21 protein-coding genes are annotated in these 19,232 nt (G+C 27.6%); 14 read left to right on the top strand and 7 right to left on the bottom strand.

The annotated features are described in order from the left end of the window. The first annotated feature begins 104 nt into the window (after nt 1-104). Nucleotides 105-599, top strand: a complete 495-nt coding sequence (locus tag BMUR_RS03370; protein ID WP_013113194.1) for an FtsB family cell division protein — start codon at nt 105-107, stop codon at nt 597-599. On the opposite strand, the gene BMUR_RS03365 is transcribed toward BMUR_RS03370, so the two are convergent. Further along, nucleotides 587-1,183 carry a hypothetical protein gene (locus BMUR_RS03365; protein ID WP_013113193.1) on the bottom strand — a complete coding sequence of 199 codons (597 nt, stop codon included), beginning with the start codon at nt 1,181-1,183 and terminating at the stop codon, nt 587-589. The two genes, BMUR_RS03370 and BMUR_RS03365, sit on opposite strands and share 13 nt — an antisense overlap. Further along, complete coding sequence (locus BMUR_RS03360; RefSeq protein ID WP_013113192.1) at nt 1,183-2,655, bottom strand: CsgG/HfaB family protein; 1,473 nt, start codon at nt 2,653-2,655, stop codon at nt 1,183-1,185. The genes BMUR_RS03365 and BMUR_RS03360 overlap by 1 nt, the downstream gene beginning before the upstream one ends. A 252-nt stretch (nt 2,656-2,907) precedes the next feature. Here BMUR_RS03360 and BMUR_RS03355 point away from each other — a divergent pair, with 252 nt between their 5' ends. From BMUR_RS03355 to BMUR_RS03295, 13 genes are all read left to right on the top strand, one after another. Continuing rightward, on the top strand, nt 2,908-3,354 hold the full coding sequence (locus BMUR_RS03355; protein ID WP_013113191.1) for a YbaB/EbfC family nucleoid-associated protein: 447 nt from the start codon (nt 2,908-2,910) through the stop codon (nt 3,352-3,354). Nucleotides 3,355-3,359: 5 nt separating this feature from the next. Further along, entirely contained in the window at nt 3,360-3,965 is a 606-nt protein-coding gene (recR, locus tag BMUR_RS03350) for a recombination mediator RecR (protein WP_020005639.1), read from the top strand. Nucleotides 3,966-3,975: 10 nt separating this feature from the next. Continuing rightward, nucleotides 3,976-4,923: a carbohydrate kinase family protein gene (locus BMUR_RS03345; RefSeq protein WP_013113189.1), complete on the top strand. Its 948-nt coding sequence runs from the start codon at nt 3,976-3,978 to the stop codon at nt 4,921-4,923. A gap of 23 nt (nt 4,924-4,946) precedes the next feature. Beyond that, the gene (locus BMUR_RS03340; RefSeq protein ID WP_013113188.1) at nt 4,947-5,873 is read left to right on the top strand and encodes a pseudouridine-5'-phosphate glycosidase; all 927 of its coding nucleotides are present in this window, start codon (nt 4,947-4,949) and stop codon (nt 5,871-5,873) included. 183 nt (nt 5,874-6,056) lie between these two features. Next, nucleotides 6,057-7,019: a radical SAM protein gene (locus BMUR_RS03335; protein ID WP_013113187.1), complete on the top strand. Its 963-nt coding sequence runs from the start codon at nt 6,057-6,059 to the stop codon at nt 7,017-7,019. A 136-nt stretch (nt 7,020-7,155) separates the two neighbouring features. Then, nucleotides 7,156-7,350, top strand: a complete 195-nt coding sequence (locus BMUR_RS03330; protein ID WP_013113186.1) for a hypothetical protein — start codon at nt 7,156-7,158, stop codon at nt 7,348-7,350. Nucleotide 7,351: 1 nt separating this feature from the next. Further along, on the top strand, nt 7,352-8,152 hold the full coding sequence (locus BMUR_RS03325) for an AAA family ATPase (protein ID WP_013113185.1): 801 nt from the start codon (nt 7,352-7,354) through the stop codon (nt 8,150-8,152). Nucleotides 8,153-8,278: 126 nt separating this feature from the next. After that, on the top strand, nt 8,279-8,902 hold the full coding sequence (locus BMUR_RS03320; protein WP_013113184.1) for a cytidylate kinase-like family protein: 624 nt from the start codon (nt 8,279-8,281) through the stop codon (nt 8,900-8,902). 10 nt (nt 8,903-8,912) lie between these two features. After that, nucleotides 8,913-9,620, top strand: coding sequence for a phosphatase (locus BMUR_RS03315; protein ID WP_013113183.1), 708 nt, complete (start codon nt 8,913-8,915; stop codon nt 9,618-9,620). Further along, nucleotides 9,617-10,417 carry a sulfite exporter TauE/SafE family protein gene (locus tag BMUR_RS03310; protein ID WP_013113182.1) on the top strand — a complete coding sequence of 267 codons (801 nt, stop codon included), beginning with the start codon at nt 9,617-9,619 and terminating at the stop codon, nt 10,415-10,417. The genes BMUR_RS03315 and BMUR_RS03310 overlap by 4 nt, the downstream gene beginning before the upstream one ends. A gap of 60 nt (nt 10,418-10,477) precedes the next feature. Beyond that, nucleotides 10,478-11,719 carry an imidazolonepropionase gene (hutI, locus tag BMUR_RS03305; protein WP_013113181.1) on the top strand — a complete coding sequence of 414 codons (1,242 nt, stop codon included), beginning with the start codon at nt 10,478-10,480 and terminating at the stop codon, nt 11,717-11,719. 176 nt (nt 11,720-11,895) lie between these two features. Next, entirely contained in the window at nt 11,896-12,876 is a 981-nt protein-coding gene (locus BMUR_RS03300) for a tetratricopeptide repeat protein (RefSeq protein ID WP_013113180.1), read from the top strand. A 4-nt stretch (nt 12,877-12,880) separates the two neighbouring features. Continuing rightward, a complete protein-coding gene (locus tag BMUR_RS03295; protein ID WP_013113179.1) occupies nt 12,881-15,088 on the top strand; it encodes a transcript cleavage factor in 2,208 nt (735 codons plus the stop codon). Nucleotides 15,089-15,139: 51 nt separating this feature from the next. Here the strand turns inward: BMUR_RS03295 and BMUR_RS03290 are convergent, their stop codons facing one another. The 5 genes from BMUR_RS03290 to BMUR_RS03270 form a co-directional block, all read right to left on the bottom strand. Then, nucleotides 15,140-15,880, bottom strand: coding sequence for an energy-coupling factor transporter transmembrane component T family protein (locus tag BMUR_RS03290; RefSeq protein ID WP_013113178.1), 741 nt, complete (start codon nt 15,878-15,880; stop codon nt 15,140-15,142). Between the two features lie 12 nt (nt 15,881-15,892). Then, nucleotides 15,893-16,726 (bottom strand): ATP-binding cassette domain-containing protein, encoded by an 834-nt coding sequence (locus BMUR_RS03285; protein WP_013113177.1) that lies wholly within the window; start codon nt 16,724-16,726, stop codon nt 15,893-15,895. Continuing rightward, nucleotides 16,711-17,544, bottom strand: coding sequence for an energy-coupling factor ABC transporter ATP-binding protein (locus tag BMUR_RS03280; protein ID WP_013113176.1), 834 nt, complete (start codon nt 17,542-17,544; stop codon nt 16,711-16,713). The genes BMUR_RS03285 and BMUR_RS03280 overlap by 16 nt, the downstream gene beginning before the upstream one ends. A gap of 79 nt (nt 17,545-17,623) precedes the next feature. Then, on the bottom strand, nt 17,624-18,142 hold the full coding sequence (locus BMUR_RS03275) for a CD3072 family TudS-related putative desulfidase (protein WP_013113175.1): 519 nt from the start codon (nt 18,140-18,142) through the stop codon (nt 17,624-17,626). Next, nucleotides 18,135-18,752, bottom strand: a complete 618-nt coding sequence (locus BMUR_RS03270) for a CD3073 family putative ECF transporter S component (protein WP_013113174.1) — start codon at nt 18,750-18,752, stop codon at nt 18,135-18,137. The genes BMUR_RS03275 and BMUR_RS03270 overlap by 8 nt, the downstream gene beginning before the upstream one ends. Nucleotides 18,753-19,232 lie beyond the last annotated feature (480 nt).

Raw genomic sequence — 19,232 nt, 5'->3', positions numbered from 1 at the left:
ATATTGTATATATATACATTATTATAATATATTCTATAAAAACTGTATTAATTTTAATAGATTACTTCCCGATAATAATTTGTATCTTAATAAGGTTATAGTCTATGTATTTTAATGTAAGAATAAGTTCTAAAATATTTTATTGTATCATATTAGCAGGTATTGCTTTTACGGTATATGTATTTGTTTTTAGTTCTAAAGGTTTTCTTACATTAGACAATCAAAAAACTCTCATAGAGAATAAGAAAGAGAAAGTAGAAGAACTCAATAGAAGAAAAAGCCAAATTTCTAATAATATAGTTAGATTAAAAACAGACAGAGAGTATATTTTATCATATGCAAAAACTTTCGGTTATTTAGACGGCACTAAAAATGAAAAAATCATAAAGATAATAAAAGATGAAGAAAATACATCAGATTCCTCTGTTTCAGATAATAACAGCAAAAAATCATATGATAATGACAATTATATTAATATAAAAGGTGCTTTAATACTGGCATTAATGATTGTATTATGCTTTATATTTTATCTGATACTTTTAAATAAAAATATACTTCCAAAACTCAAAAGAAAAAAAGCTGTTTTTTATAAAGGGTGACTTAAAGAAAATACAAATCCTGCATCTTTATAGAAAGGTTCATAATAAGGCACAAAGTTAAAACTAAATCCCTCATTTTTCTTTTTGCCGTAAACCCTTTGATAGCTGTCATAAGCAACTGCAGCCCCGCAGAACACCGCAGCTGTTATTTCAAATATTGTAGCTGATATCCATAAACTTTTGTATCTGTTTCTTCCAGTGGTAGAAGGGACGACATTGGCAGTTTCTAAAGAATCTAATCCGAATACCAAATATGTTGCATATGTATACGAGAAAAATGCTGTAAGTATAAATGTAACTTCTGTATATCTGAAAGGATTGCTTTTATAAGTATTTTCCATCATAACAGGAGAGCTGTTTACTCCTTTTTGATTTATAATATTATTTCCTTCCATTGTGAATACAGAATTAATACTGTTGGTATCAATATTATATTCGGACTTTAACTCTTCATTAGTTTCAGTTATTTCTTTTTTTGCTGTATTATCATTGGTATTATATTCCTTTGAAATGTCAGAAAAATAGAAAGCTCCGAAGAATGTGTTTGAAATAATAAGCAGTATAGTGATAATCTTTATTTCCATTATAGTAACAAATATGCTCCTAGTGTAAATTCTAATCCCGTAAGATTAACTGTTTTAATTTTTTCAGGCAAAGCAACTTCTGTTTTATCGCTGAATATACCTAAATTTATAGGATTGGTGTAAAATCTGTATCCAACGCCTAAATTAACCCCTATAGTATCGGTAATATTATATTGTATTGAAGCTATAGCCCCTATACCAAACATAATATCTCTTGAATCTATTTTAGCACCATTTTTAAGATAAGTATAGTTGTCTATAAAATAATTTCCTCCGTATACTTCTCCTATAGTAGTAAAAGATATACCCATACCAACATACGGCGTAATAACCAATCTTAAAACTTCCTGATATAAATTTATATTAATATCAAAATTAAATCTAGTATCTACAGCATAACTAGACTTAAAAAAATCACCGAATAATAATCCAAGGCTGATATTTGGAGAAAATCTAATACCATTATATCCGATTTTTAGATGAAGCCCCAAAGCATATTTATTTTCATTTAATGAAATTTTTAATTTTCCATTATTTGGTCTTACTGTACTTTCATATGTAGTGTTAAAAGATTTAATATTATATGAAGCATAATTTAATGATATACCAGCTATAAAGTCTCCTATAATAGTTTCTCTTGCAATATCACCAGCCTGTATATTTCTTCCTCTCGATATTTTTAGTACTGAATAATCACTTCCTAGCTCTTTTACTCTTAAAGTTCCTTTATAATCATATCCGCCTTTTATAACATTTCCAGAAGGTAAAGTTATATCATCTTTTTTTGAATATACTTTAAATCTAGTTTTAGCATCAATACCCTGATTTCTCCCGGCAAGTATGATAACATCTTTTCCTATAATATCAGATATAGTTAATGTTATCTTAAATATCTCTCTCATCTTATCTTCTACTTTAGCAGCCAAATCATTGCAGGCATCATTAATAGCCGTTTGTCTTAAAGAATATGAAGGATATGAAGTAGTAGAGTAGTAGCTTATTCCTTGAAGTTTTGAAGAATACATAATTTTAGTAGTTTCTACATCCACTATCTGAAGCACCATTTCTACTTGTCCGTATAGGCTTCCGCTTCCAGTATCACTGTCATAGTTATAACTTACATCAGCATTTACTATATTTCCTTTTACAGCTTTTGAATAACCATATATCTTTCCCACTTCAATAACCTGACTTTCTGTTATGCCTGTTAATTGAAGTTCCATTTCTTTTAGGTATTTATCTAAATTTTTTCTGTCTACAATATTAAATCTATTCATTTTGGTTAATGAATCTTCTATTAACGCTGTAAGCTGTTTGCCTAAGCCTTGAGAATATCTGCTTGAGCTATCTTCTATTTCAAAAACGGCAATATTTTCTTTAGTATAAGTTTTGCCTATTTCTCTATTCATTTGCTGGGGAAATAATGTAAATGAAAATATAAGGAAAAATAGTGTAAATATAATATTTTTCATTTAAAATGCAGACCTTTTAATACAATTTTTTTAAACCTCTTTAATGATGATATATTATAAACTAAAAAAGTCAAATTTGGTAATATACTTATTTATAATGATTAAATACTAATATTTGTTATAAATTGATTTGAGCATTAAATTATAAAATAATAATTAATTAGCAATAAGCACTATATTTAATTTTTATTGATAAATTATTAAAAAGAATATATATTATAGTAATAATTTTATTTTTGCGGAGTAAAACTTATGTCTGAAAATACTATAAAATACAGTTCAGCTGGAAATTTAGTTTCTTTTAATATGGACAAGTCATACAAGATGTCTAATTTTAATATAGATGATAGCCTTCTTTCAAAAGATCAAAAAGAATTATTGGAAGAGATGATAGTTTCAAGTATTAATGAAGCTTTTCATAAAGTAAAAGAATTAAATAAAAAGTTAGATAATAGCAGCAATAATGAAGAAGCTAATAATAATTCAGAAGAAAAACCTAAACATGCTAATCCTTTTAATATGAATTGGGGAGATATGAGTCAAATGTTTAATGATATTAGCAAAATGACATCTGTAGAATATAAAGACGGTAAATTAAATATATCTTTGGATTCAATAACACCAGATATGATTTCAAAAATGAATGATATGATGAACAAGATGAATGATAAAGATGATGAAAATAATAATAAGGAATAATGAATTTGAATAATATACAGTCATTGGATAAACTTACTCAGATTATATCAAGGCTTCCGGGAATAGGCGGCAGAACTGCTATGCGTCTTGCTTTATATTTATTTGACTGTGATGAAGAGTATTTAAAAGAGTTTGCTGATACATTATATACTCTCCATGACAATATAAAATTATGCAGTAAATGTTATAGTTTGAGTGATAATGATATTTGTTATATATGTTCTAATGATAAAAGAGAGCATAATAAAATATGTGTTGTAGAGACTTATCCAGATATGCTTGCAATAGAAAAAACAGAAGAGTATAACGGAGTGTATCATGTATTAGGCGGTCTTATAGCACCTCTTAAAGGTATAGGTATAAGTGATATAAGGATAAAAGAGCTTATTGAGAGAGTTAATACTGAAAATATTGATGAAATAATGATAGCTTTCAGTGCCTCATTAGAAGCGGATACTACAGCAGGATATATATTCAAATTATTAAAAGATAATAATTATACAGGCAGAGTAACAAGAATTACTTATGGAATATCTTTGTCAAGTGATATAGAAAATGCCGATTCTAGGTCTCTTGCAAGAAGTATTTTAGACAGGGTAGAAATGAGTTAAGGGCATTAAAATGGAAGATTATATATTATCTATTGGCGGTTCAAATATTGATATACAGGGATTTTCTAAAGGAAGAATACTTTTAAAAGAATCCAATCCAGGTAAGATAAATGTATGTGCAGGCGGAGTTGAAAGAAATATTGTTAATAATTTATCAAATATTGGGCTTAAAAATATAAAATTTGTTACTTCCATTGGAAATGATATTTTTGGAGATATTCTTTTTGATAATATAAAGTCATTGGGTATAGACACTTCATATATTGTAAGAAAAGGAAGCTCTACTTCATATATAGCCATTATGAATAATGATAAAGATATGGAGATAGCAGTATCAGATATGGATTCCCTTGATAAAAATATTGATATTAAATATTTAGAGAGTATTCATGAAACAATAGCGAATGCAAAATTAATCACCATAGATGCTGTTATGGGAAGGAATATATTTGAGTATTTAATAAATAATTTTCCTAATAAAAAATTGATAAGCGATGCAGTATCAGTAAAAAAGGCAGAGCATATAAAGGGGATTGAAAATCATATTTATGCTTTAAAAATTAATTCAAATGAAGCATCATTTCTGCTTGACAGAGATATAAATACTATAGATGAAGGTAAAGAAGCTGTAAAAATATTTTTGGACAAAGGAGTTAAGGAGATATATATAACATTCGGAGCTTTAGGGATATGTTACGGTACAAACGAAGATTACAAAGCATATCATTTAGGAGTGCCTAAAATAAATATCGTTAATACTTCTGGAGCTGGAGATGCTTTTATGGCTGGTATTACTTATTCTATATTTCACAATTACAGTTTAGATTATAAGGTAAAATTTGCTGCCGTTATGTCATTGCTGGCATTAGAGAGTGAATATACTGTTAATGATAATATAAGTTTGAATATAGCAGAAAAAAGAATAAAAGATATATTTGGTACAAGTTTTAAAAATTAATTATTAAGATAAAGGGGTATTTGATGAATAATTTAAATGAATTTTTAGATATTAGCGAAGAGGTAAAAGAGGCATTATATGAAAAGAGGGCAGTTGTTGCATTAGAAAGCACTATAATATCGCATGGCATGCCTTATCCGGAAAATGTCGAAAGTGCTTTAAACTCTGAAAAAAATATACGTGATAATAATGCAGTTCCTGCCACAATAGCCATTATAAAAGGTAAAATAAAAGTTGGATTAAATAAAGAAGAACTTGAGTATATGGGCTCTAACAGCAGTATAGCAAAATCAAGCAGAAGAGATTTAGCAGCCATGCTGGCTTTGAAAAAAGATGGTGCTACTACTGTAACAACTACTATGATAGGAGCTTCTCTTGCAGGCATAAAGGTTTTTGCTACAGGAGGTATAGGCGGTGTTCATAGATATGCTCAGGATACTTTTGATATATCGGCAGATTTACAGGAATTAAGTAAGACAAATGTTGCTGTTGTATGTGCTGGGGCAAAATCTATACTGGATTTGGCACTTACTATAGAATATCTTGAAACTTTCGGTGTTCCAGTGCTTGGGTATAAAACAGATAAATTTCCTGCATTTTATACTAGAGACAGCGGTTATCAAGTAGATTACAAAGTAGATACTGCCAAAGATATAGCTAATATTCTTAATACAAAATGGTCTTTAGGTTTAGAAGGAGGGGTATTGGTATGCAATCCTATACCTGAAGAATATGAAATGGACAAAGATTATATTAATAAAATAATAGATGATACTGTAAAAGAGGCTAAAGATAAAAAAATATCAGGAAAGGATGTAACTCCTTTTATACTTGCCAAACTTCATAGTGTAACTGAAAATAAGAGCTTGAAAGCTAATAAAGAGTTGGTTTATAATAATTGCAGATTAGCTGCTAATATTGCATATGAGTATTCTAATTTGATTAAATAGAATTACTTCAAAACATATCAGCATATAATTTTTGAGGTTTATAGTTATTTAGTATTTGTAAAAATGCAGTTCTTTTTTCTTCCGGCTTAGTAAGGAAAATAGCAGCATTGAAATTAAATAGCATATTAAAAATTATAAAAATAGTTTTGGAATAAGTATATTAATTAGCAGTGAGATGAATATATGTATAATGAAAAGCATTTAAAAAATATAGGTGCAGCAATAGATAAGGCAAAGGCACTATATGACAGTTGTGTATGCTGCGGACATATATGCGGTATAAATCGTAATGAAGATAAGATAGGAAGATGCAAAATTTTTGAAGATACTCATCATATAAAGGTTGCTTCACACACACTCCATCTCGGTGAAGAGCCTATGCTTGTAGGAGATAAAGGAAGCGGAACAGTATTTTTTTCAAGCTGTAATTTGAACTGTGTATTTTGTCAGAATTATCAGATAAGTAATGATGGAGTAGGCGATTCTGTTAATATAGAAACATTATCCGATTATTTTTTGAGTTTAGAAAGAGAGGGAGCTTTAAATATAAATTTGGTAAGTGCTACGCATGTTATATATCCAGTTCTTAAAGGTTTAAAGATTGCTTTAGAGAAGGGTCTTAATCTTCCTATAGTATATAATACAAATGGGTATGATACTAAAGAGTTACTTGATTGTTTAGACGGCATAGTTGATATATATTTGCCTGATTTAAAATATGTTTTTGATGATAAGGCTATAAAGTATTCTAGGGCTGAAAATTATTTTAATGTCGCTATTAATGCAATAGAAATAATGAAAAGTCAGGTTGGAGATTTAATCGTTAATGATAATGGTATTGCTGAGAGAGGCATTATAATAAGACATTTGATACTTCCAAATAATGAATCTGATTCTTATGATGTATTAATAGAGTTAAAGGAGAGAGGATTTTTAAAAAGCACTATATCTTTAATGTCTCAGTATAATCCGCAATTTAAGGCTTTAAATTTTGATAATATAAACAGAAAATTATACAAAAAAGAGTATGATGATGTAGTAGATTATGCACTTGATTTGGGTTTTGAAAATTTATTGGTTCAGGAGATGGAGAGTTCTGAAAATTATTTGCCGGATTTTACTAGAGAAAAACCATTTCAAATGTAGTTCATGCTATTTTTAGCATATTTTTTAATTAAAATTAAATAATCTTTATATTTTGACAAAAATATTTTATGATGTATAATTATCTAATAATCAGAGTATTGTTTATTTGATTCTTTTTAATCTTAAGGAAGAAACTATGAAAGAAATTTTTGCACTTTTAGAAAGCGAAGAGGTAGAAAAAAGACTTGAGGCTCTTGAAGAGTTGGCAAAAAATGTAGAAAATTCCGATAAAATATCTGTAATTAAAGCATTGAAGCCGCATATATTAGATTGGGACGAAAATGTCAGACTTAAAGTGGCTCAGGTATTAAAATTGTATACAGGACAATAATATGGGAAGAATAATATCTTTTTCTAGCGGTAAAGGCGGTGCAGGAAAAACTTTATGTTCAGTTAATTTTTCTGCAGAATTAGCCTCAAGAGGATATAAAGTTTTAGTATTTGATATAGATATTAACTGTTCTAATGTATTTATATTACTTCATGTCAAGCCGCAATCTAAATTACAAGAATATTTTGAAGGTACTTTAACATTAAAAGACTGTGTTATAAGAAGTGAATATGGTATTGATGTTATTAGTGCTGGTGTTAATATACAAAGATTTGTTCAGTTTGAAAATGATTTTAATTTGTCAAATCTTGCTAAAGATTTAAAAGTTTTAGCAAATGATTATGACTATGTTATAATAGATTATGCTGCAGGTATTACTCAGCCTATGATGCGTTTTTATGAGATGTCTGATGATATTATACTAGTAGCAAACCCAGAAATTACAGCTTTAACTGATCTTTACAGACTTATGAAGATGATATATGTTAATAATATGACTGATAAAATGTATTTGATAGTTAATAAAGTAAAAAATATAGACTGGGCTATAAATTTATATAGAGAAGTTAAGAAAGTAACGGCTAAGTTTTCTCTTGATATTAATTTGGTTCTTTTAGGTCCTGTACTTTTTGATGAAGAAAAGGTTATGATATCAGTTCAAAAAAGAACACCTATTATAATACTTTATCCAAAAACTCCTATAAAGGGTGGTTTTTCATTAGCTGTTACTAGATATTTGTATGATATAGGCGTAATGAAAGATGAAAATGCCAGAGAAAAAACTTTCTCCGACTTTTTTTAATAAATACCTGTTAAGGATATACTGTTTTTTATATATTCTTAAAATTGATATCATTTTAATTTGACAAATATATTTAATATTGCTAAACTATTATATAAATAGGAAATGATAAGTGAGGGGTCTATTATGAGTAAAAATATTGTTATAACTATAAGCAGAGAATTCGGAAGCGGCGGAAGATATATCGGTGAGATGGTTGCTAAAAAACTGGATATACCTTTTTATGATAAGGCTATAATAGAGATGGCATCGGATAAAACAGGATTTTCTCCGGAATATATTAAAGAAAATGAACAGAAATTGACAGGTGCTTCATTATTTAATTTTGCTATATCAGGCTCTTATGCTGGAAATATGGTATTTGGAAACGGCGAATCTCTTCAAGATACTATGTTTTTTGCTCAAAGTAATGTTATTAAAGAAGTAGCTTCCAAACATTCATGTGTTATAGTTGGAAGATGTGCTAATCATGTATTAGAAGGAATGGATAACTGTATTAATATATTTATTTATTCAGATATGCAAAGCAAAATCAAGCGTGCTGTTAATGATTATAAACTAGACAGTGCTAATATAGAAAAAATCTTAAAAGAAAGAGATAAATTAAGATCCAAACATTATAATTATTATACTGGAAAAGTTTGGGGAGATGCAAGAAATTATCATGCCTGCTTTAACAGCGATTTTATAGGCATTGATAATACTGTGGAATTAATAGAAAAAATAGCCAAATTCAGATTAGACAGATAGGTATATTATTATGAAAATAATAGCTGATTTACATACCCATACAATAGTAAGCGAGCATGCATACAGTACAGTTAATGAAATGCTGCAATCGGCTAAAGAAAAGGGATTTTTGGCTTTAGCTATTACAGATCATGGTCCTGCTTCAAGTGATGGGGCTAAATCTGTTCATTTTAAGGCTATGCATAATTTACCTAATTATATAAATGGTGTAAGATTATTAAGGGGATGCGAGGCCAATATAATAGATTATAGTGGGAAAGTAGATTTAAGTGCTAGCGTATTAAATTATTTGGATTTTGTTATAGCTTCTTATCATGAAGATGCTATTCAGCCTATCAACAAGAGTGAGCATACTAATGGATATGCTGAAGTGATAAAAAATAAAGATATTGATTGTTTGGGTCATGTAGGCAATCCGAAATTTGAGTTTGATATTGAATATATAGTAAAACTATGCAAAGAATATAATAAATTAATAGAAATTAATTCATCATCTTTTAATGTCAGAAAAGGAAGTTATCCTATATGCAGAGAAGTAGCACTTGCCTGCAAAAAATATGAAACAAATATTATAGTAACTTCTGATGCTCATTCTATGTATAAAGTGGGAGACCATAAAGATGCAGTAGATATGCTTGAATCTATTGATTTTCCAGAGAATCTTATACTCAATACCGATTATGACAGATTGATGGAATATCTTAATATAGAAAAATGATAGTCTTTTTTTTGATTGTAAGTTTACTTGCTTCCTCTATAGGAGCTATTTGCGGAATAGGCGGCGGTGTTATAATAAAGCCTGTGCTTGATTCTTTAAGTATTATGGAGGTAAGTAAAATAAGTTTTTTATCTTCCTGTACAGTGCTTTCTATGAGTTTGTATACTTTTATAGTTTCAAAGATAAAAAGGGACAGTCTTGTAAACGGAAAAATAGCTACTCCTCTTGCTTTGGGCGGTGTGCTTGGCGGAATACTTGGTAAGATGTCATTTTCTTATGTTATTATCTTTTTTCAAAGCGAAAATATTGCGGGAGTTTTTCAGTCAGCTGTTTTAATACTATTAACTATACTCACATTTATTTTTACTATAAAAAATATGGGAGATAAAAAAGTAAAGTCTTTGCATGTACAAAATATATTTTTATGTATTATTATAGGGCTTGTTCTTGGATTTTTATCATCATTTTTGGGTATTGGCGGAGGACCTTTTAATATAGCATTTTTGTATTTTTTCTTCAGTATGGATTCAAAATCTGCAGCTCAAAATTCTTTGTATATAATACTTTTTTCTCAAATATCAAGTGTATTTATAAGTATAGCAAATAATGAGGCTTCTAAAGTTAATTTACATTTTTTGATTGTAATGATAGCAGGCGGTATATTAGGAGGAGTATTGGGCAGATTTATAAATAAGAAAATAGATTCTAATATAGTAAATAAATTATTTATGATAATATTACTAATAATAATTTTGATAACTTCTTATAACTTATACCATTTTTCTGTTAATATATAACTTTTAATGTTGTTTTATGTTATAATTATTATTATACTATTAGTATGGCGGTAATTATATATGTTAGATATCATTATAAAAAATATAGGAACATTAGTAACTGCTGAAGGCAGCAGTCCATTATACGGTAAAAATCAGGGAAAAGTAAAAGTATATAATAATATTTGCATAGGTATAAAAAACGGTATTATAGAATATATAGGAGAAACTCCTAATGAAAAGGCTAGAAAAACTATTAATGCCAATGGTGCTTTAGCTACATCTGGTTTAGTAGATTGTCATACTCATTTTGTATACGGAGGAAGCCGTGAAGATGAGATGTATGATATAGTTACAGGTCATATGGGATATTCTGATATAATAAAGGCTGGATATGGTATATTGTCTACTGTAAAAGATACAAGACTTCAGACAGAAAATGCACTTTATAAAAAATCAGTTCCAATACTTGACAGTATGATAAAATATGGAACTACTACTGTTGAAGGTAAAAGCGGTTATGGTTTAACAGTTAAAGATGAGATAAAGATATTAAATGTTATGAAGAAATTAAATGAAAACCATAAAATAGATATAGTTTCTACGTTTATGGGAGGGCATGTTGTGCCTGATGAATATAAAAATGACAGAGCCGGATATGTTAATTTAATATGCAATGAAATGATACCAAAGATTGTAAAGCTTGGACTTGCAGAGTTCTGCGATGTATTTTGTGAGAACTGCGGACTTAATATGGAGGAGAGTCATAATATTTTAGATGCTGCCAGAAAGCATAATTTAAAACTTAAAATACATTCGGATCAGCTTGAAACTAGCGGAGGTTCTTATTTGGCAGCGAGATTTAAGGCTGTAAGTGCTGAGCATTTGATAATGGCTGATGACAGATGTATGGATGTTATAAAAAAACAAGGTGTAATAGCGGTACTTCTTCCGAATGCTTCTTTTTATTTAGGAATGCCTTATGCTAGGGCTAGATATATGGTAGAAAAGGGTATACCTATTGCTATAGCTTCTGATTATAACCCCGGTTCAAGTACTTGTTTTAATATGCAGTTTATTATGAAATTAGCATATTTAATATATAGATTAAAGCCTGAAGAAATATTAAATGCTTCTACAATTAATGCCGCATGTGCTATTAACAGAGGAAAAGAGATAGGTACTATTGAAGTTGGTAAAAAGGCTGATATTATTATATGGAATACCAAAAAATTAAACTTCTTACTCTATACTTTGGATAATAATTTATGCAGTATTGTTTTTAAATCTGGGGAAATTGCATATAGTAACACTGATATTTAGTAAATTATCATAGTATAAAAATAATTATAGTTTTTTTAATATATTTTTTATTATTTTGAAATATGCAGGTATTATTTTTACTTGACAATTTAGCCTTATTTGATTATATTATATAAATATACGTATATATCTCTGTACGTTTTTTAACTTTAAGGGAGTAGTTTATATAAAATATAATGGAAGAAGAATTATTTTCTAGGAAGGAGTCTGTTAAGGATATTTTTAATGTTATAGAAAGTAAATTAAAAAACGGATTATTTGAGGAGTCTATGGAAGATTTTGATAAGATTATGTCTATGGACTTTGAATGTGTTAATCTATATGAGAATATATCCTGTGTGAAATTTTGGATTAATAGGCTTGATAAGTTTAAAATCGTAGAGAGAAATTGTATAGAGTATTGCAGACTTTTAGATTCTACATACAAGAAGTTTAGTATATTCATACATACTAAATCTTACGATGAGAGTCTTATGGCGGTTAATGCTATACATTATTATGTTTATAATAAAACAATAGACTTAATAATGCAGAAAAGCACTGATGATATTGAAGGCACGGAGGAGTTACATTTACTTTCAAATGCTTTTATAGAGTTAAAGGATTATTCTAGGGCATTAAAATCTTATGAATATTTAAATACAATAGAGCCTTATAATTCAAAGACTCTTAGTTTTATTGCTATGATTTATGATATACTAGGCGATGAAAAGAAATGCAAATTATATATAAGAGAGGCTTTATTTTATGATCCTTTAAGTATAGAGTTTGAAAATATAAGCATTGAAGTAGTAAGAGAAATAAGAGATATAATAATAAAAAGAGGCATTCATAATAATAGTCAGGAGGAGATCATACTTTGGATGAGTGCCTACGGCGAGCTTATGAATATACTGGATGTGAAAAGACCTTTAAGTGAAAAAGAAGAATTTGAACTTAGGAAAAAGATATCTAGGCTTGAAGCTGACTATAGAAAATTAAAATTGAGAGAGGCAGCAGCACCTAAACTTTTAGCTTCTTATGCGTTTTTAACAACATATCTTATTATGCGTCAAAATGATTCTGATATTGAAGAAGTTAAGGTATGGGGCAGGAAGATGGCTATGATAGATAAGGATTTGCTGCAATACTACATAAAAATATTAGATAAGGAGTGATAATATGTCAGAAGCTCTACAAAAATTGGAAAATATATTTTCAGAAGAAACATTTACTAGAAAACCATTACTTAATTATACAACTAAATATTTTTTTGATTTGGCTGCTGTAATTAATGAAATAAATGATACTGATGATATTAATGCTGCTATAGAGACTGCTAAACTGCAATTAGATAAAAATCCTAATCATATATCTGCGTTATATGCAAACGGGCTTTTAAATTTAAAAATTTCAAATTATTCTGACATGAGTTTGGATAAACTTTTGGGTATTTTTAAAAATGCTAAGAAATGGAATATTGTTGAGTTTATAGCACAGAAAATATTAGATGAATATTATGAAAGCGATTATGCTTTAAGATATTTAGCCAGCTATTATCAAAGTACAAATAGGGAAGCTGAGGCTTTAGAAATATGGGAAAGACTTATACGTTTTGATGTTTCAAACCCAGAACTTCCTGAAAAAATAGCACATACTAAAGAAGCAGCAGGCGATATAAAGAGTGCTGTGCATTATTACAAAATAGCTTTTGAAAGAAATCTTTTAAGAGAGAGAGATAATGCCGAAAGCGATATAAAAAAAGTTCTTCAGTATGAACCTGATAATTATAATTATTTGCTTAAACATGAAAATGCATTAAAAGCATTAGTTGATTCTAATATAATGATAGATGTGTGGAAAATAATATTTTTCTACTATTTTGAAAATAACAGATACAGCGATGCTTTGAAAACTATAAAAAATTTGCTTAATTATGAGCAGGATATAGTAGCTCAGAATAATAGAAAGGCTAAATTTTTCAGACATAGACTTATAGATGTTTATAAAAAATTGTATCCTAATCATACACTTTTTGAAAAAATAGAAGAAATATCATCTATAGCAAATGTAAATAAGAAGCCTAAAGATTGTATAGAAATATTTGAAAAATATATACAATACGATGTTGATAAATATGTTATTCATAGAAACTTCGGGGTAGGTAAAATTAAAGCTATAGATATAAACTTTTTGATGATAAAATTTGTATCTCAGGAAGAAGTAAGAAAGATGACATTTGATATGGCTATACAGTCTCTTACTACGCTTCCTGCTGATGATATTAATGTTTATAAGGCATACAAACTTAATGAGATAAAAAAAATAGCAGAGGAAAATCCTACAGAGCTTTTAACTATTATTTTAAAATATAAAAAAACTATTACAACTAAAGATTTAAAACAGGAATTGACTTCAAAACCAGCTGTAGTAGTTCCAGAGGCTTCTTATACTAAATGGCTTGAAAGTGCTAAAAAATCTGTAAGGGCTTCTACTACTGTTAAGTTTGATAAAAATACTTTCCTTTATAATGAAGAAGCTGAAACTTATGATGCTGAGTGTTTGTCTAAGTTCAATAAAACTGATAATTTCTTTGAAAGATATCAGATATATATGGAATATTTAAATTATACTCCTAATTTGAACTCAGATGAGGCTAGGGAGATGAATGATTATTTTGTTAATATTTCTAAAGATAAAAAATCTCATAATGATGAGAGAATAGTGAGTACAATATATTTGAGAAGTCAGTCATCAGTTGATAAAGATATACCTATGCTTTCTGATATAGTGAAAGATATTGATGATTATACTCATATTTATGAGGTTCTTCCTTCTTCAAACTACAGGGAGAAGTTTATAAAAGCTATTTGGGACGGAAGAAGAGATGATTATTATAATATTATATTAAAAATGCTTTATTCTTCTCAAGTAAAAAATAATTATCTTATAGTAAATAAATTATTTGCTGACGGTAAAGTTGATATGCTTGCTAAGACTATTGATGATATATTTCTTCATTATAGAGAATATCCAGAGGCATTTGTATATTTTGCTCAGAAGATACTTGACGGTGAGTATTATGATGATATAGAGGGGGATATTAAAATAAATAAAAACTCTCTTATGATAGGACTTCTTAGCATTATACCTCATCTCTCTAAAATGGTTGATAAAAAAGAAACATCTGCTCAGGCTAGAAAACTTTTGAAAGTGGTATATGATTTGGTATTTGATAAGGCTTATTTACTCAAGTTTATAGAAAATGAATCTGAAGATGATGTGAAAATTATATTTAGTGAGTTCCAAAAGCTGGTTAATTTAGAGCAGCATTATAAAACTGATATAATTTCTGCTGTTATTAAGCGTTTCCCTAATTGGAAGATATAATTAATAATATAAAATATAAATAAAGGGCTTTTTTAAGCCCTTTATTTTTTATTATAGTTTGATATTATCTAGTATTTTTATTATATTAAGCCTCACTAAAATAATAAATATTAAAAATAAAATGCTAAATGATATATATAAAATGTCTTTTACTTTGATAAATGATTCATATAATCTTGTCTTGTCACAAGGAGCACTGTATCCTCTCACTTCCATAGCAACGGCTGTTTTTACTGATGACTGTATTGCCAAAATTACTATTGGTATAAAAAGATTGGCTGAATTAGTTATTTTCTCTCCTATGGGCATTAATTGATAATCAAGTCCCCTTGCTTTTTGAGCTTTTCTTATTCTTAAAGCTTCATCTTTTATTAATGGTATAAACTTTAATGATAATGCTATTATAATGCTTATGCTTTCTATTGGTATTTTTATATATTTCAAAGGATAAAATATTTTTTCTATGGCAAAGCCTATATCCATTATATCCATAGATGATAGAACTGCTGCTGCAAGTATTATAATTCCAAATAATCTGAAAGCTGTATTTGCTATATAATCTATATTTCTTCCTATCAAAAAATAATTAATTAATATAATTGAAAGTAAAAGCCATATAGATGCTATAAATATTTTTATAATATTTTTAATATTTATTCCTATAAGAAGTACATGCAAAATTATAGCTAAAGCACAGAATATAGTTTGATTTATTTTATTCATTACTACTAATGATACAGCTAAAAATAATGTGGATAAAAAAATAGTTCTTGGGTCAAATCTTTTTGTCATAATAATACTCTTTTAATAAAATAATTTTTGTATTAATTCATAAGCATTTGATATATTATCAATATTATTCATTCCTAATTTTTTAAGCTCTTCCATATATAAGAAAATTTCAGGTTCTATTAGATTATATTCTTTAAGTATATCTTTTGAAAATAATAAATCTTTAGGCTTTCCTTGAATATATTTTTTATTTTTATTAATAATAAAAACATAATCGCCGTATTCTATTATATCATCTAGTATATGAGATGACTGTATAATAGTAATATTAGAAGTTTTATTTAAATTTTTTATAGTATTCATGAATGTGCTTTTACTTTCAAAGTCAAGTCCTGCTGTAGGTTCATCTAAAAATAATATTTTTGGAGAAGTTATTATTATAGAGGCTAGTGCTATTGTTCTTTTCTGTCCGCCGCTTATTTCAAATGGGGAGGCTTTTAATATTTTTTTATCAATATTTAATATTTCCAAAGTTTCTTTTAATTTTTTATTAATTTCTTTATTATCAAGTTTTTGTCTTTTTAGATTAAATGTTATTTCTTCTCTTACTGTATTATTAAAAAATTGTTTTTCTGTGTACTGAAGCATTATTCCAGATGATTGTCTAAACTCTTTTAGATTATTTTTATCTTCTATATTCTTATTATCAAATAATATTTCGCCTGATATTTTTTTTATAAGCAGGCATATAGTTTCAAGAAGTGTAGATTTTCCGCTTCCAGATACTCCTGCCAAAAAATGAAATTTTCCGCTTTCAAATACTGCATTTAAATTTTCAGTTATTAGTTTTTTTTCTTTTTTGCTTATTATGTATCCTGCATTTAAGTTTTTTAAACATATTTCCATAAACTTTCACAAACCTTTTTATAGTTAAAAATATCTTTATCTATTAATACATTTTTATTTTTATATAATTCATAAGCCAACTTAAAATTAATAGGCATATTCAGCTTATGAAACTCATCATTTTTTATTAAAGCCCTTACAAATTCATCTGAAGAGCCTTTAAAAGATACACTTCCATTATCCATAAATACAACCTCATTGCAATGCTCTATTTCATTAATATGATGAGTTACTATAATTATAGTAGTACCCATTGAATGTATTTTATTTAATACTTCAATTACTTTCATTCTATTTTCAGCATCAAGCATAGATGTAGGTTCATCTAATACAAGTATTTTAGGATTTAATACCAAAGATGAAGCTATACATAGTCTTTGTTTTTCTCCTCCTGATAATGAATGTACTTTATCTTTTCTTTTATTTGAAAGTTCCACTATTTCAAGTACTTCATCTATTCTTTTATGCATTTCTTTGCTTGGTATAGAATAATTTTCCATAGTAAAAGCAATATCAAGTTCTATAGTGTCTGCTACTATTTGATCATCAGGATTTTGAAAAACTAGGCTTGCTATTTTATATATTTCGTATGCCTTTTCATTTATATTCATATCAAATATTTTTATTTCGCCTTTATTTGCTTTTTCTATTCCAAACATAAGTTTTATTAATGTAGATTTTCCGCTTCCATTTTTTCCAATAAGTGCTAAATAACTGTTTTCATCAATAGAGAGATTAATATTGTTAAGAAAGTAGTTTTCATTATCATCTTGAATATATGAAAAACATACATTTTTAAACTCTACAGCTTTACTCATTATAAATTTCCTAATAAATAAAAAATTAATATTAGGGCTTTAATAATAAAACCCCAATATATTTTTGTTAATAAAAAATCTATTTTTTTAAATAATCATCAACATCATAAAAAGGTATATTTATATTATTTTCTTTTAGTATAGATTTAAACATTTCCATAAATATACCGCTTTCATTTATCATTTTTACTCTTGATGTAATATCTTCTTTATCTTTATAAAGTCCAACTTCTCCTTCCCAGTCAGCAGAACATGTAAGATTAACTCCGCAGCTAGGACTTCCAGCTATTCCGTATATTCCTATTATTTCATATCCATTGTCAATATATTCTTTAAGAGTATTCACAAATGAATTTAGAGTTTCTCTAGCATATTTTTTATATCCGGAGTTATTGAATTGTTCTTTTACATGTCCCCATCTTTTTAATCCGTAACATTCTGTTTCAGGGCATGGAAGCTGAAGTATTCCTATATTATTTTCAAATAGCTTTTGTACAAATGAAAAAAATACATTCATATTCTTGTATTCTCCTTTGACAACAGCATTTTGATTTAATATGCAATGCGATAATACAGCCAATTTTTTTGACCTATTCATTATCTATATCCTCATCTTTTGAAGAAGCAGCATTTTTTTGAGCTAATAATTTTTTATTTGTAGTTATTTTAGAGAGAAGAGAGCTAGGCATTCTTAAAATTATAATATATGCTATTATACAAGATAAAGGCTTGTCTATGATATTAGATATTATTCTAGGTATAAATGCAGAAGTAAATATTTTCTGACCGCTTTGAATTAAGAATCCAGTCATAATATCCATAGTTCCTCCAGCTAATCCGCCGTATAATATTACTGTTATAGGAGTTCCTACTAATGGAGCTGCAACAGCGAGTATTACACCTGTTATTATAGCTGTAGGAAGTTTGAATCCGAATTTAATAGAAATAAATCCTGTTATTATACCTATCATCATATTGACAATAGCATAAGGCAGTTCTGCAGGATTATTAACCATAGAAGTAATTAGATTGGTAACAAATCCAGTAATTGCTCCGTATAATGGTCCTAGTACTGCACCGCTTAATACTGTACCCATTACATCAAAAAATACAAATGGGATACTTAAGTGTTTTGCTATGAATGAAAGCACTATGTTTAATGCTACGCCTATAGCACAAAAAGTTAATGAATACGCTTTTGTTTTCATTGTTTAAATCCTTTTAGTTTTTTATTATTAACTGATTAAAAAAAATTAATCAATTATATTTGTTATATTATTAAAATAAGAAAAGAATATCGATGTTTTACAGACAGCCTGCCTGCAGTATTTAGATTATCTGAGGAAAGTGGTATTGATTCTTGAAATGCATATTTTGTGATGATGATAAAATATTCATAATAAAATTAATACCTTTAATTATTATTATTTTTTGAAAGTTATATTTTAATAATATAATTTAGACAGTAAAATGTCAATAGTTTGTAAAAAATTATACATATAGCTATATATAATAGCTTTATACTTGATATTTTTATTATTTTTGTTATCATTCTTATAAAGTAACTTTACTGGATTTTTCTTATGTTTATTCTTTTATTAAAAAAAGTACTATTTTGTATGTTTTTTAACAATCATAAATTCCCTCTTAAATAAAAATTATTAGTCCGTGCGGCTTTAATAAAAATT

It is taken from the genome of Brachyspira murdochii DSM 12563 (assembly GCF_000092845.1).
Lineage (GTDB): Bacteria > Spirochaetota > Brachyspiria > Brachyspirales > Brachyspiraceae > Brachyspira > Brachyspira murdochii.
Note: the sequence above shows the minus strand (reverse complement) of the source record. Positions and strands in the feature narration are given on the sequence as shown.

Excerpts from the sequence above, each read along its gene's own strand:
- BMUR_RS03370 (WP_013113194.1), top strand. The coding sequence starts at position 105 with ATGTATTTTAATGTAAGAATAAGTTCTAAAATATTTTATTGTATCATA.
- BMUR_RS03280 (WP_013113176.1), bottom strand. The coding sequence starts at position 17,544 with ATGAGTAAAGCTGTAGAGTTTAAAAATGTATGTTTTTCATATATTCAA.
- BMUR_RS03285 (WP_013113177.1), bottom strand. The coding sequence starts at position 16,726 with ATGGAAATATGTTTAAAAAACTTAAATGCAGGATACATAATAAGCAAA.
- BMUR_RS03335 (WP_013113187.1), top strand. The coding sequence starts at position 6,057 with ATGTATAATGAAAAGCATTTAAAAAATATAGGTGCAGCAATAGATAAG.
- BMUR_RS03290 (WP_013113178.1), bottom strand. The coding sequence starts at position 15,880 with ATGACAAAAAGATTTGACCCAAGAACTATTTTTTTATCCACATTATTT.
- BMUR_RS03315 (WP_013113183.1), top strand. The coding sequence starts at position 8,913 with ATGAAAATAATAGCTGATTTACATACCCATACAATAGTAAGCGAGCAT.
- BMUR_RS03320 (WP_013113184.1), top strand. The coding sequence starts at position 8,279 with ATGAGTAAAAATATTGTTATAACTATAAGCAGAGAATTCGGAAGCGGC.
- BMUR_RS03310 (WP_013113182.1), top strand. The coding sequence starts at position 9,617 with ATGATAGTCTTTTTTTTGATTGTAAGTTTACTTGCTTCCTCTATAGGA.
- BMUR_RS03355 (WP_013113191.1), top strand. The coding sequence starts at position 2,908 with ATGTCTGAAAATACTATAAAATACAGTTCAGCTGGAAATTTAGTTTCT.
- BMUR_RS03345 (WP_013113189.1), top strand. The coding sequence starts at position 3,976 with ATGGAAGATTATATATTATCTATTGGCGGTTCAAATATTGATATACAG.
- hutI (WP_013113181.1), top strand. The coding sequence starts at position 10,478 with ATGTTAGATATCATTATAAAAAATATAGGAACATTAGTAACTGCTGAA.
- BMUR_RS03295 (WP_013113179.1), top strand. The coding sequence starts at position 12,881 with ATGTCAGAAGCTCTACAAAAATTGGAAAATATATTTTCAGAAGAAACA.
- BMUR_RS03325 (WP_013113185.1), top strand. The coding sequence starts at position 7,352 with ATGGGAAGAATAATATCTTTTTCTAGCGGTAAAGGCGGTGCAGGAAAA.
- BMUR_RS03300 (WP_013113180.1), top strand. The coding sequence starts at position 11,896 with ATGGAAGAAGAATTATTTTCTAGGAAGGAGTCTGTTAAGGATATTTTT.
- BMUR_RS03275 (WP_013113175.1), bottom strand. The coding sequence starts at position 18,142 with ATGAATAGGTCAAAAAAATTGGCTGTATTATCGCATTGCATATTAAAT.
- BMUR_RS03340 (WP_013113188.1), top strand. The coding sequence starts at position 4,947 with ATGAATAATTTAAATGAATTTTTAGATATTAGCGAAGAGGTAAAAGAG.
- BMUR_RS03360 (WP_013113192.1), bottom strand. The coding sequence starts at position 2,655 with ATGAAAAATATTATATTTACACTATTTTTCCTTATATTTTCATTTACA.
- BMUR_RS03270 (WP_013113174.1), bottom strand. The coding sequence starts at position 18,752 with ATGAAAACAAAAGCGTATTCATTAACTTTTTGTGCTATAGGCGTAGCA.
- BMUR_RS03330 (WP_013113186.1), top strand. The coding sequence starts at position 7,156 with ATGAAAGAAATTTTTGCACTTTTAGAAAGCGAAGAGGTAGAAAAAAGA.
- BMUR_RS03365 (WP_013113193.1), bottom strand. The coding sequence starts at position 1,183 with ATGGAAATAAAGATTATCACTATACTGCTTATTATTTCAAACACATTC.